This is a genomic window from Halodesulfovibrio sp. MK-HDV (assembly GCF_009914765.1).
Classification (GTDB): Bacteria; Desulfobacterota; Desulfovibrionia; order Desulfovibrionales; family Desulfovibrionaceae; genus Halodesulfovibrio.
In genome coordinates this window covers 41,283-54,218 of sequence record NZ_WYDS01000003.1, presented here as the reverse complement: position 1 = coordinate 54,218, position 12,936 = coordinate 41,283, and the positions used below count along the sequence as shown (strand labels likewise).

Sequence of the window (12,936 nt, the reverse complement as noted above, 5' to 3'; positions counted from 1 at the left end):
ATCCGGCTAAATAATGTCAGTCTTTAAAGCAGATACCCCATCAACCTCAAAAACAGTTCAACAATAACACACCAGACATATTGCAGATATCTCTATTGACTTCCATATTAGCGGCTGCTAGCTGTATACCAAATTAAATTTCGTGTTACCAAAGGAGAACGTAATGAAAAAAAATGCTATCTTTATGTGTATGGTCTTGTTACTCGCCACAACCTCTCTTGCGTACGGTCATGAATTCATCCTTGTTCCACAGCAGTGGCAATCCTATCATGAAGGCCAAAAACTCCCGTTCAGCCTCGCTTCCTCACATTCATTTATGCGAAGTGAAGAGCTTGAAGCAGCCGAAAGTGTTGTTGCATCCTACGACGATTCCGGCGTTACTCTCCACCCTAACAAACCATACCTGACATGGGATGGCAGCGTAACACTCAAAGCCGGAGAAGCAGCAGTACTATCTGCCCACCGTAAAGGCGAAGTATGGAGCAAAACCACACAGGGCTGGAAAAAAGGCGATAAATCCACACTGAAGGGTGTTATCCTCACAAAGAAATTTGAAAAATTTGCAAAATCCATTCTTCCTGTAGACGGTAAGACTGCAAAATTTGACCGCACTGTTGGGCATACATTGGAAATTGTTCCCATTGATAACCCACTCACAGCTCATGTCGGCGATGACATCCGCATCAAGGTACTCTTCAACGGAAAAACAGTAGCACCTGAAAATATTTTTGCCACATACAAAGGCTTTACCGACACTGAAAACACCTACGCATACACCACTGAGCCTTACGGTGATGGCATCGCAAAAATTCATATTTCAAATTCAGGATTATGGATGATCCGCGTACAGCATGTTGCAGAAGGTAACGGTCAAAAATACCAGAGCCACGTACTCCGCGCTACCCTAACCTTCCCGATTGCGAAGTAACATGCGTAGACATCTGGATCTACTGACGCTCGTTTTGACAGTAATGTGTGTATTCGCAGCCGAATCAGCATTTGCGCACGGGGTAACGGCCAACAGCATTTCAAGCAAAACTGTAGCAGTACGCTTTGGATACGCAGGGGGCGACCCTATGTCATACGCGGAAGTCCTTGTCTTTGCACCGACGGCAAAAGAGGGGGATGCTGAGTTTCAAAACGGTCGAACCGACGCTCTTGGTAACTTCGCCTTTGTGCCGAACATCCCAGGAACATGGCGTATATCCTCATCCGACATGGGGCACAGGGCAGAAATGCGGATCAAAGTTGCAGAGCAAGGAATCATACAGGCTAACGCCCCAACAGGGCTTTCTTCGCAAGCGCTGCGCATTGCGCTCGGCTTAAGTCTGATCATCAATCTACTCGCTGCATGCCTATTCTTAAAACGATCATCTCGAAAAAAACGTGTGCACCAGACACCATGTGAAGAATAAAAAAGAAGCTCCATAGACAACTTGTCTATGGAGCTTCTTTTACAATTCAAATCGAATTTATTGTCCGAGGATGGAACGAGTACGTTGCTGGAAATTCATAAAAACCCAGCACTCCTTCTCACTCCTCTTTCTAGCACGGTACGGCCTCGAATTCGAAGATATGGGTATACGACTTGCTTCGAGGTGGTACTTACTAAGGGTTAATTCCCACCTACATAGCCCAACCTTCACCGTTAGCGCCGCAGGTCAAAACCTCTGATCCAGTCGAGGTAACTACGATGCAATGCTCAAAATGAGCAGACGGCTTGTTATCTTTGGTAACAATTGTCCAATGATCTTTGAGGGTTTTGTTTTCTTTAACCCCAGCATTGATCATTGGCTCCACTGCAATAACAAGCCCTTGTTTGAGTTTAAAATCTTTAAGCTCTCTTGAGTAATAATTGGGCACTTCAGGTGATTCCCAAAGTCCTTCACCGATGCCATGTCCCACGAGATTTTCGACAACAGAAAATCCGGCATTACGAGCATTTTTTGCCATCTTTTTAGCAATAACACTCCATTTTACACCAGGCTTTATTTCCTTAATTGCTATCCGCAAACAATCTTCTGTTACGGTCATAAGATTAGATTTTTCTGTATTAATTTTGCCGACAGCGTGAGTGCATGCACAATCTGCGCACCAACCATTTAAGCGCACACCAATATCAATGCTCAGAATATCCCCATCCACAAGTTTGCGAGCAGAAGGGATACCGTGAACAACCTCTTCATTGGTAGACATGCAGCATCCCGCCGGAAAAGGAACAATACCGGGAACTCCCTTAAAGAGGGGAATTGCATTATTTGTAGTAATAAATTTTTCCACTTCCGCATTAATTTCTGCAGTGGATACTCCCGGCTCAACCATGTCCTTAGCAACCATGTGAGCTTGATGCAGCAACAGGCCAGACTTACGCATAAGCTCAATTTGTTTAGTATTCTTCAAGATCATTTGAGTAGCTCCAAATGGATATTTTATGCAGCTAGGCTACTCTTAACATTGGACATGTCAACTACATTGAGCAACCACTCGAAAAATACACTGTCACAAATTTACTGAACAAATCTAGACGAATTAAGTCGGAAAAATGCACTTAAGTCATCAGTCTTACCCACAACATGTTGAATGAAGAAGGCAAAACAAGAACTAATTACATGGGATTCAATTGGGTATGAGTTCGTACTTCGCCAGCCCAATTAGAGAAAAATAAAAGCAACAAGTTATTAAAAATTACTTGTCGCTTTGGGAATGTAATAAGCTTTCATCTTAAACCAATACCCGAGACATACGCTGCTTCACTATTTTGTACGTTTTTCATTACTAAACTAGTTTTTTTCAATCTATGAATCTTGCCTTTTTTTAGCCCGCTCACCTATTCTTTTAACAAACTTTCAATACTAAATTTATGTCAAACAAAAAACTGAAGAGCAAAATCGTAAAAAAATACGATATTGATACTTACAAAAAACAAAACGCATTGTTTTTCAAGCACTAACGACACAAAACCCAACTCATAATTGTGAAACAGCCAATTAGAGCATGGTTGAGCAATCAAAAAATTATTGAATCAAATCTCAGCGTAGTTAGACCCTCTAACAATACCCTATGCCGTTATAAATTTAATTTAATTTTAAAATAAACCTGCATTTTTCCCAAATATTCTCTAGATAAACACCGTCACATAAGAATACCTTTATCGTTTTACTTATTTAGACATCATGAAAAACAGGTTGTGTGACCAGAGAGTATTCAATTGGAAATACCACTTCTTGAAATGAACTACGTAAATCAGGTATGAGAAATTATGTAGTTAATTTTATCTACATCAAGGGCAATGAACACCTTCTTCACCTAAGCCTTCACGCCCTATTATCAGCAGGATCTATTATGACCCAACGTAGGAAAGCCTTTGTTATTGGTCTTTTTACCCTCATTATAGCAGGGTCTTGTCTGCTGTTCTTTTACATAAACCAACAACAAAAAGACTCACTCGCTCCTACGATTTCTACAAAAGAGTGGCTCTGGCTTAATCAACACTACGATGTTTTAACTCTTACTCAAGAAAGCGAATTGCCCCCCTTCAGCTATCTGAACCCCAAAGGCCATTGGACTGGATTAACTGAAGACTATTTGGAAATAATCGAAAGAAGGCTTGGGTTTGAATTTATTCGCAAACAATATGGAACACAACTCCAGCCTGCAACACGACAGCCCAAACGTCCTGCTAGCATCAGAGTAGTTTACCAGCTCCCTTCAAAGCTCAAAGCAGAAGATTTAGTTACGACCAGCTATGTTTCTGTCCCACATGCAGTTTTCGTTAATACTAAAAATCGAACTCGCAAAACCTATGTTTTACAAAATATGGAAGGACTATGCATTGCTGTTGTCATCAACAGCAGCATTCACAATTATATCAAAGAATTTTATCCAGAACTAAACTTAACCCCCACAGATTCGGAACTTAATGCGTTACTAGCGCTTTCTAATGGAAGATGTGATGTAGCATTGGTCAATGAAGCAACAGCTTACTATAAAATCCATGAGTTCAATCTGGTTGGCTTACGCAAAGTAGGTTCAGCAGGGCCAGCCTTACGTCTCGCATTCAAAATTCAAGGAGATCAACCACAACTTCACTCTATTTTACAAAAGATGTTGCTATCAATCCCAGAAAAAACTCACGAAAAACTGGCTGCACGCTGGCTCAAAGGAGGACGCTTTGCAAATATTGCCCTCAAACGTATGAGGCAAAACTTTATTACATTTCTCGCGCTTGCAACTTGTGGTGCCTTACTCTTTTTTGTATGGGTTACAGTTTTACGCAGACAAATTAACCAAAAAACAGCCGCCCTCCAACACGAACTACAACTACGTAAAAACGTAGAAAAACAGTTATTCCAAGGAACAAAAATCAACAGCCTTGGGGCACTTGCCTGCGGTTTTGTGCACGACGTGAACAACATCCTCACAGCAGTATTGGGATATGCAACATTGAATCGGCATGCTCAAAAAAACAATACAACTCAACTTCAGTACAACTTAGACAAAATTCATCTCGCTGCCAGTCGCGCACAGGATATGGCGCAAAATATTCTAAATCACTCCCGCGACCAAGATAGCCATTCAACGTTATTGCCTGCATGTAATGTAGTTCGTGACAGCATTTTGTTTCTGAAGGGGCTACTTCCGCCTAAAATCATATTACACAGCAAGCTAAATGGACAACAATGCATCATTAACACAAGCACATCTCAAATAGCTCAGCTACTCCTCAATCTATGCTGGAATGCTTGTGATGCTATGCAGGGTAAGGGAAATTTATTCATCACTACCCAACGAGTCATTATCACTGAAAATGATCTTCCTCCAAAAGACTCAAAGTACCTTTTAAGCTGTCCTGCTGGAGAGTTTTTTGAAATCACCGTGCGCGACACAGGGCCGGGAATCCCAGACGACAAGCTTGGTCAAATTTTTACCCCCTTTTACACCACAAAACCTATGGTGCAAGGGACTGGAATTGGACTTTTTATTGTCCGTGAAACAATAAAGCGACTGCGGGGCACCTTACGGATCGCGTCTAGCTCACACGGCACAGTTTTCCATCTACTTATTCCTTTAGCTTGCGGTACTGATGCAGCAACCATGGATTCTACCCCAGATTCAGAATCTGCAACAAGCTGGCAGCACGATACCTGTTCGCACCCCACACCTCATTCTCAAGACCGGATAACTAAAGAAAAAAACTCTGAACAGCTCACTATTCTTTTAGTGTCCTCTGACAAAGCGGTTCTAGATTTTGCCAAACGCTTGTATCTGCGCCTTGGACATATTGTACATCAAGCTACAGCAGAAAATGATGCTTTAAACTTCATAAATACATTGGATGAGCTTAGTCTTTCTCTCATTATAATAAATGAAGCTCATGCAGATGAAGCTTCAGGACTGAGTTTCGCGCAACGCGTTAGCGACATCGATAAGACCCTCCCTATCGTTCTTTGTACAAATCAAGAAAAAGATAACTGTGCCGATCTCACAGATCAACACAACATTTTAGAAGTTGTATATGAACCTATAATGTTAAGAGATTATGTAAAAATGACTTCTTTAGCCCGCAAGAAGTAAGTTTCTCGCGGCGTTAAATTTCAGCTAGTGATTCTAGAAAACAATCCGATTTTGCCTACTTTTCTACATCAGCTATGGGCAAGTATTTTGCATATACCACCGTAAGTGACATAACGTTAAAGACAACGGGAAAAACAATGGCACGCATTCTTATCGTAGATGATGCAGAAGAAGTTCGATCTTTTTTAAACGATTTGCTGAAACAGAATGAACACACCGTAAGAACAGCAAAAACTCTTTCCGAGGCGCGCCAAGAACTTACACGGGGGCACTTTGATGTGGTGCTTCTTGATGTGATGCTTCCTGATGGCAACGGCATTGATAATATGCCCAAACTATTAGGTGAAACAAATCCAGCTCCAAATGTCATTGTCATTACAGGTGCAGCAGACAAACATGATGCAATAAGAGCTTTACGAAACGGGGCTTGGGACTATCTGCAAAAGCCACTGACTGCCAGCGCGTTGCTCACCATGCTGGAACGACTTATTGATTACAGATCCACCGCCCAGCTATTATTTGAACCAAGTCTACGAGGCAGAGAAGAAGTGATCGGGAAAAGTCCTGCCTGGCTTAATGCGTTGCAACAAGCGAGTATCGCCTCAAAAGGTGACGCGAACATCCACATCACAGGGGAAACAGGAACCGGCAAGGAAGTTATGTCCTTACTGATTCATAAAAACAGCTCCCGCGCGGATTTTCCTTTTGTAACGGTTGACTGCGCAGCCCTCTCTGAAACTCTTGGGACAAGCACATTATTTGGACACAAACGAGGGGCCTTCACCGGTGCAGAAGCATCCCGCGAGGGACTTATTGCACAAGCAAATGGTGGCACACTTTTTCTGGATGAAATTGGCGATCTATCTTTAGATCTTCAAAAAATGCTTCTGCGTGTTCTTCAAGAACGTCGTTATCGCCCACTCGGTGGTAAAAAAGAAAGAGACAGCAATTTTCGGCTTATTTCTGCCACAAACCGTAATTTGTTACAGATGGTAACTGCCGGAACATTCCGTGCCGACCTCTATTATCGCCTTCACGGCATATCCATCACCCTTCCCCCTCTACGCCAACGCGGAGATGACATTTGTCTCTTGGCAGAATTTCATTGCACAACCTATTGCCACGACATGAATATTCTTCCAAAAAAACCATCCCCGGACTGCCTTGAAACGTTGGAGAGCTACACTTGGCCTGGCAATGTTCGTGAACTATTTAATGCTATTGAAGCTGGAGTTCAACGGTCAGGAGAATCGCCTCTGGTACTGTCACAACATCTACCCACAATGTTAAGAGCAGAACGTTTCAACGATGCACACAACACAGAAGACTACACATCTCATCACATCGCGGATGAGGTAAATACCATATTGCTTCCCAATGCCGCGGGCGAACTTCCTTCACTAAAAACAGCCCGTGATGCCGTAACGGAAGAAATGGAATACACGTACCTTGTTGAACTAATGGAACTAACGATGGGAAACATCGACGAGGCATGCGAGATTTCCAGACTAAGCCGCAGTAGGCTATATAAATACCTCCAGCAGCACGGCATTCGTCGTTCTGGATGGAAACGCCAATAACTCATTCAGCAATTTTCTCGAAAAGCAGGACACAAGTCCTGCTTTTCGTTTTTTAGCTTCTTACATAAGAGGATTACCAATCCTCAACCTTAAAGAAAACTGTGTTCCATTCCTTAAGATCACCACTCTGTAAAATAAAACTCAATAATTTAAAGCAAATAATAAAAAATAGCATTCCACATATCAAGAACGGAACACACCTTGCTTTATAACGACAAAGAAGATCATGGAACTCACCTTTATTTTACAGAGAGGAATTATGTACATGAAAACGAGCCACATTTACTCGCTTATACTGGCGCTGTGCCTTACCTTCTCCGGACTTGCTTATGCTCAGGCAGGACAAGAGGCCATTGATAACTACCCAAACAGATCGGTAACTATCATTAACCCATTTTCCCCGGGTGGCAGCTCTGACATTCAGGCACGCATCATCTCCGAAGCGTTACAACGCAATATGGGACAGGCGTTTAATGTCATCAGCAAAAAAGGCGGCGCCGGGGCCGTTGCTATGCTGGCAGCTAAAAATGCCAAGCCCGATGGCTACACGATGATTCTCACCTGCTTGGGTCCTTGTAGCCTTACTCCCAACCGGGCAAACGTAGGCTACAATACTCCTAAAGATTTCCGCGCCATTGCACGTATTTCTCTTTTCCCATTTGCTGTCGCAGTACTTGCCGATTCAGGCATAGAAAATTTCAATCAACTCCTTGAATACGCTCAGAGAAATCCCAATACGACTTTTGGGACTTGTGGCGCAGGGTTAATGCAGCATGTGCTCTTCTCCGATTTCCTCTCAAGACAACCTGACGCCTCCATGCAACACATTCCTTTCAACGGTGGCGCAGAAGCAACCAGTGCGCTGCTTGGCGGACACGTTGCTGCCACAGTTCAGACAGCTTCCGAATATCTCCCACACTACAAGTCAGGCACCCTACGCCTGCTTGCTATTACTGGGGATGAACGCTCCCCAGTATACCCAGACGTCCCTACTTTCAAAGAGTTAGGATACGAAACTATCACTGGTGGCACATGGTTTGGCTTTGCCGTTCCTAAAGACACACCAGAAGGCATCATACTTAAACTCCAAAACGCCATAAAAGATGCCTTAAATGATTCTGAAGTACAGAGTCGTTTTGAAAAAGCCGCTATTCCCGCAAGATTCCTAAGCGGTCCAGAGCTAGATGTCATTATTAGTTCTGAATACAAAAGTTTCGGTAAAATTCTAAAAAGTAGCGACTAACTAAACATGCTTCCTGCCTGTGCGGCAGGCAGGAAGCACTAGTCTCTGGAGTGTTACACATGAAAAACGTAACTGACCTGCTATCCGGCATGACTTTTCTGGCACTTGTATTCTTCGGTTTTTCGCTCACAGCCAGTCTCCCAAAACCACTCCCCGGAGCTTCTTTCGGCCCGGCTTCTTTTCCCAATCTGCTCTTGATACTTATTGCAGTTGGAGCCTGCGGGCTCATTGGTAAGGCATTGTTAACGAAAGCTTCAACAGCCAATTCACTATACATTTCCCCTCAAGCTTTTTGTTTCATCTTACTGTTCTTTGCTTATCTGGTTGGCTTTCTGACATTCGGATTTCTCATTGCGACGGTTCCATTTCTTATTGGTGCACAATATCTTTTTGGTCGCAGAAAAATAGTCGGGATGTGTTTTACAGCAGTTTGCGGCACAGCCGGCATATATACCTTCATAACCTTGGTCTTCAAGGTGCCTCTTCCTTAATTTATCGCGTGGCTTTGCATTAAATCTATCACCCGAGCCCTGCACAAAAAATAAGTAAAACACATAGGAATCAATATGTTTGAGCATATCATTCTAGGACTCGGCAATGCTGTTGCACCGGCTGCTATCGTTGCAACGTTCTTAGGAACAGCCATGGGAATCGCCTTTGGAGCTCTTCCCGGTCTTACTGCAACAATGGGCATTGCCCTCCTCATTCCAATGACATTCGATCTGGCTCCAGTTGTTGCCTTTGGCGCCATGCTCGGAATCTATGTTGGTGGAGTATATGGTGGAGCGATAACAGCCATCCTAGTCAGCACACCGGGTACCGCCATGGCCGCTGCAACACTCATGGAAGGGCCGCAAATGACGGCAAAGGGAGAGTCAGGAAAGGCACTCTCCATGACCACGATTGCTTCCACAATCGGCGGTCTGTTCAGTGCGTTAGCCTTAATGCTCGTAGCACCTCAGTTAGCAAAAATCGCATTGTCCTTTGGTCCCCCAGAGTACTTTGCATTGGCTGTATTCGGTCTTTCTGTTGTCTCTGGAATTTCCTCTGGCTCAATGCTCAAAGGTTGTCTTGCTGCCTTGCTTGGCCTGCTCCTTGCCACAATCGGAGTTGATCCGGTTTCGGGAGATATTCGAAACACCTTCGGCATACCGGCCCTGCTTACCGGAATCTCTTTTGTTCCTGCTCTTATTGGCTTTTTTGCTGTCTCACAGGTAATTGTTCGCCTTGAAGAAATTTTGGGTGGAAAAGATTTAAGTCAAATGAAAGGAGCTGTAGCTTCAGCGATTGTCAGTGCTAAAGAGATTCGGGACAATAAAGTAAACTTACTTAGATCGTCTATTATCGGAACCTTTGTAGGAATAATCCCTGCATGCGGAGCGGGTATTGCCTCCTTTATTGCCTACAATAAAGCAAAGCAGGCATCCAAAACTCCTGAAAAATTCGGCACCGGGCACCTTGAAGGTCTGGCAGCAACAGAGTCGGCTAACAATGCTGTAACCGGTGGGGCACTGGTTCCCCTGTTAACATTAGGTATTCCCGGTGATGTTGTTACCGCAATTATGCTTGGCGGTCTTATGGTACAGGGACTTACACCCGGACCGCTTCTTTTCACAGACCACCCTGATGTTGTTTATGGCATTTTCTTTTCTCTTATTATTGCCAATATTTTCATGCTGATTCTTGGAATGGGTGCGGTTAAACTCTTCGCCAAACTTATCCAAATTCCACAAGGCATTTTAATGCCTATAGTTATAGCCCTTTGTGTTGTTGGATCATACTCCATCAACAACTCGGAATTTGACGTCATCATTATGGCTTGCTTCGGGGTCCTTGGTTACTTGATGGAAAAAACGGGATTCCCTCTACCGCCACTCTTGCTAGCACTAATCCTGTCCCCACTCGTTGAATCCAACTTTAGGCGTGCGATGCTTATGTCCAGCAATGACGCAACAATCTTCCTGACACGCCCCATCAGTTGCATCATTCTTCTGTTGGCAATTGGTATGGTTGTTCAAAACATTCTCAATGAACGCAAACGCAAAAGAAATCTTGCACTTGCGAACAAAAACAAGAGGATAGCGTAATGATTAGTTCTAGAACTCATCAAGTTCTCGCATACCTTGAAGATCACGAATCAAATCTTTTTCAATTTCTTGAGCAACTTGTAAACACAGATAGCTACTCATGGGACAAAGCTGACAACGATATTGTTGGAGAGATCATTATTAGCCGTCTAGCTCAAAAGAAAATACCCACGCAGATCTTTACGCAAGAGCAATTTGGCAACCAAATTCTTGCAACGCTGAATGGCAACGCAAAACAACGTCCCATCTTATTAATGGGACATCGCGATACGGTTTTTCCTGCCGGAACAACTAAAAAACGCCCCTTTGTTAACGACCCGAAAACCAATAGATGCTACGGCCCAGGCGTTGCAGATATGAAAGGCGGAATTGCCTTAATGGTTTTTGTACTTGAAGCGTTGCATGAAGCAGGCATCACCGATGTACCTGTTCAAGCTCTCTTCACTGCGGACGAAGAAATCGGTTCTCCAACTTCAAAAGCTATTATCAAAGAAATTGTAAGCAACGCAGAAGCTGTTTTCAACATGGAGGCAGGTAGAGCCGACGGCTCTGTTGTTATAGAACGAAAAGGGTCAGGCCACCTGCATCTAAAAATAGCAGGAAAATCTGCTCATGCCGGACTTGCCTTTGAACATGGTATTTCGGCAAATACTGAACTTGCGCACAAAATGATTTCCATTCAGAAACTCATCGATATGGCAGCAGGCAACACCGTTAACGTCGGCTTCATTCAGGGAGGAGACAACGGTAATGTTGTTTCTGAACACGCTGAGGCACGTATTCAATTCTCCTTTGCAGACTTAGAATCTGCAGACACCCTAGTGGAAGGATTGAAAAGCATAGCCGAACAATCTTTTGTTGCTGGTACAACATCAACACTAACAGGTGGAGTAAGCTTCCTACCCATGACAGAATCAGTTGGAAACACGCACCTGTATGAAACCGTAAAATCCTGTGGTGAAGCACTTCAAACTCCTGTGCAAGGTACCGCCACTCGAGGCGCAGCTGACGCAGGGCTTCCTTCCTCCATGGGCATTCCAACGATTTGTGGAATGGGCCCTGTAGGCGGCAACTACCATACTCCTGAAGAATACATCGAAACCCACACGCTTCTAGAACGAGGCAAGTTGCTTGCAGCATCAATTCTAGCAGTGACAAAAAACAATAGTTAATAAGAAAATCGACTGCCACTAACTCCTAATTTTATGAGTCTTCTGAGCTCACTTAGTGGATTCATAAATAAAAAAACGGCAAATCAGCGTAGAGCTAATTTGCCGTTTTTATTGAAAAACATTCACATAATAGATCCTGCTTCTACTCAAAGAAACAAAATTACCCACCTATTATGAGGCTGGTTGACTACACTATTTAAACTTCAACTCAAGTGTTTCAGTATGGAAAAGGTGATTGATCTGAGAATTGTCAAACACTGCGATACCGAAAGGATAAGACTTTGACTTATCTACAAACTGCACATCCTGAGTCTCTGCGTTTTCGCCCACAGTCTTCAATGCGCGCTTTACTTCAAGCGTCCATCGTCCATCCTTGTATTCAATTCGTGAAAGAATATCAGCTCTACCACCCTGCATTGGCGCAATGGAGATACCTGGAACGACATCACCAGCTTTGAATGTATCGACGAAAGGAACCTTTTTGCTTGGAGTTACATAATATCGCTCATCAGCAGTTGGATTAAGGTTCATGAATGCCGGTGTATTGCTATTGGTGTTATCATTATTTACGTAGCCACCTTTCCCTGTGTCGCCCTTTCTGCCCCAGCCTTTGTTCTTCTTTGGATCAGTATTGTTGTCTACATACTGATCATCAAACATCCCCATAGGCATAGATCTCACATACTTTGCGTGCCACATATCGATGGTTTCACCTTCTGACTCCGTGAACTTTCTTCCAGCAGATTTATCACCTTTTATATCGAGATGGCAGGAAGTCATGCATCCCTCTTTTTCAAATCCCGTTGTATTGATATTCCAATAGATTGAAAATTTGTCTTCGTAATACGTATTATCGTGTCCGGTATCGTCTTTGTTGGACAATTTTTTCCAGCTACCATCTGTCTGCTTCACCCATGGAAAACGCTCCAAACTTTTGGTCGGATCTTTATAGGAAATAAGAAAGTAGATGTTTTTGTCATCATGAAGTGATTTGATAGTTACATCAGTCTCCTGCATCCCCTTGTAACCATTGTTCGGTTCATAAACCAAATTATCAACAGTGATCACCAGTTCTTTTGTGCCATTCCAAGCATTATCAGCTTTTCCATCAAGTACGATTGGCGAGTTTGTTTTGGTACTAAAAAGAGTCTGGTCGGCAGCTAATGCTGAAGTGCTTACAGCAAGCAGAATTACGGCAAATAACATCGCTAAATTTTTCATCAGTTCTCCATTTGAAGATTTATTGGCAGGTTTCCAATTCCATTGTGCACCGCCAACTC

10 protein-coding genes are annotated in these 12,936 nt (G+C 43.3%); 8 read left to right on the top strand and 2 right to left on the bottom strand.

Features of this window, described 5'->3' with window-relative positions:
* Nucleotides 1-163 precede the first annotated feature (163 nt).
* Nucleotides 164-928 carry a DUF4198 domain-containing protein gene (locus MKHDV_RS02930; protein ID WP_160712102.1) on the top strand — a complete coding sequence of 255 codons (765 nt, stop codon included), beginning with the start codon at nt 164-166 and terminating at the stop codon, nt 926-928.
* A gap of 1 nt (nt 929) precedes the next feature.
* Nucleotides 930-1,415, top strand: a complete 486-nt coding sequence (locus MKHDV_RS02925) for a hypothetical protein (RefSeq protein WP_160712100.1) — start codon at nt 930-932, stop codon at nt 1,413-1,415.
* Nucleotides 1,416-1,626: 211 nt separating this feature from the next.
* On the opposite strand, the gene map is transcribed toward MKHDV_RS02925, so the two are convergent.
* Entirely contained in the window at nt 1,627-2,406 is a 780-nt protein-coding gene (map, locus tag MKHDV_RS02920; RefSeq protein ID WP_160712098.1) for a type I methionyl aminopeptidase, read from the bottom strand.
* Nucleotides 2,407-3,342: 936 nt separating this feature from the next.
* Between map and MKHDV_RS02915 the strand changes: the two genes are divergently transcribed.
* The 6 genes from MKHDV_RS02915 (at nt 3,343) to MKHDV_RS02890 (ending at nt 11,656) form a co-directional block, all read left to right on the top strand.
* Nucleotides 3,343-5,574 carry an ATP-binding protein gene (locus MKHDV_RS02915; protein WP_216846842.1) on the top strand — a complete coding sequence of 744 codons (2,232 nt, stop codon included), beginning with the start codon at nt 3,343-3,345 and terminating at the stop codon, nt 5,572-5,574.
* A 137-nt stretch (nt 5,575-5,711) separates the two neighbouring features.
* Nucleotides 5,712-7,154 (top strand): sigma-54 dependent transcriptional regulator, encoded by a 1,443-nt coding sequence (locus MKHDV_RS02910; RefSeq protein WP_160712094.1) that lies wholly within the window; start codon nt 5,712-5,714, stop codon nt 7,152-7,154.
* Nucleotides 7,155-7,419: 265 nt separating this feature from the next.
* The gene (locus MKHDV_RS02905) at nt 7,420-8,397 is read left to right on the top strand and encodes a tripartite tricarboxylate transporter substrate binding protein (protein WP_160712092.1); all 978 of its coding nucleotides are present in this window, start codon (nt 7,420-7,422) and stop codon (nt 8,395-8,397) included.
* 59 nt (nt 8,398-8,456) lie between these two features.
* A complete protein-coding gene (locus MKHDV_RS02900) occupies nt 8,457-8,888 on the top strand; it encodes a tripartite tricarboxylate transporter TctB family protein (RefSeq protein ID WP_160712090.1) in 432 nt (143 codons plus the stop codon).
* Between the two features lie 75 nt (nt 8,889-8,963).
* A complete protein-coding gene (locus MKHDV_RS02895) occupies nt 8,964-10,484 on the top strand; it encodes a tripartite tricarboxylate transporter permease (protein ID WP_160712088.1) in 1,521 nt (506 codons plus the stop codon).
* Nucleotides 10,484-11,656 carry a M20 family metallopeptidase gene (locus tag MKHDV_RS02890; protein ID WP_160712086.1) on the top strand — a complete coding sequence of 391 codons (1,173 nt, stop codon included), beginning with the start codon at nt 10,484-10,486 and terminating at the stop codon, nt 11,654-11,656. Before MKHDV_RS02895 ends, MKHDV_RS02890 begins: the two co-directional genes overlap by 1 nt.
* A 192-nt stretch (nt 11,657-11,848) precedes the next feature.
* Here the strand turns inward: MKHDV_RS02890 and MKHDV_RS02885 are convergent, their stop codons facing one another.
* Nucleotides 11,849-12,877, bottom strand: coding sequence for an ethylbenzene dehydrogenase-related protein (locus MKHDV_RS02885; protein WP_160712084.1), 1,029 nt, complete (start codon nt 12,875-12,877; stop codon nt 11,849-11,851).
* Nucleotides 12,878-12,936: the final 59 nt, after the last annotated feature.

Coding starts and splice junctions, on each gene's coding strand:
- MKHDV_RS02925 (WP_160712100.1), top strand. CDS start 930: ATGCGTAGACATCTGGATCTACTGACGCTCGTTTTGACAGTAATGTGT.
- MKHDV_RS02890 (WP_160712086.1), top strand. CDS start 10,484: ATGATTAGTTCTAGAACTCATCAAGTTCTCGCATACCTTGAAGATCAC.
- MKHDV_RS02905 (WP_160712092.1), top strand. CDS start 7,420: ATGAAAACGAGCCACATTTACTCGCTTATACTGGCGCTGTGCCTTACC.
- MKHDV_RS02895 (WP_160712088.1), top strand. CDS start 8,964: ATGTTTGAGCATATCATTCTAGGACTCGGCAATGCTGTTGCACCGGCT.
- MKHDV_RS02900 (WP_160712090.1), top strand. CDS start 8,457: ATGAAAAACGTAACTGACCTGCTATCCGGCATGACTTTTCTGGCACTT.
- MKHDV_RS02930 (WP_160712102.1), top strand. CDS start 164: ATGAAAAAAAATGCTATCTTTATGTGTATGGTCTTGTTACTCGCCACA.
- map (WP_160712098.1), bottom strand. CDS start 2,406: ATGATCTTGAAGAATACTAAACAAATTGAGCTTATGCGTAAGTCTGGC.
- MKHDV_RS02915 (WP_216846842.1), top strand. CDS start 3,343: ATGACCCAACGTAGGAAAGCCTTTGTTATTGGTCTTTTTACCCTCATT.
- MKHDV_RS02910 (WP_160712094.1), top strand. CDS start 5,712: ATGGCACGCATTCTTATCGTAGATGATGCAGAAGAAGTTCGATCTTTT.
- MKHDV_RS02885 (WP_160712084.1), bottom strand. CDS start 12,877: ATGAAAAATTTAGCGATGTTATTTGCCGTAATTCTGCTTGCTGTAAGC.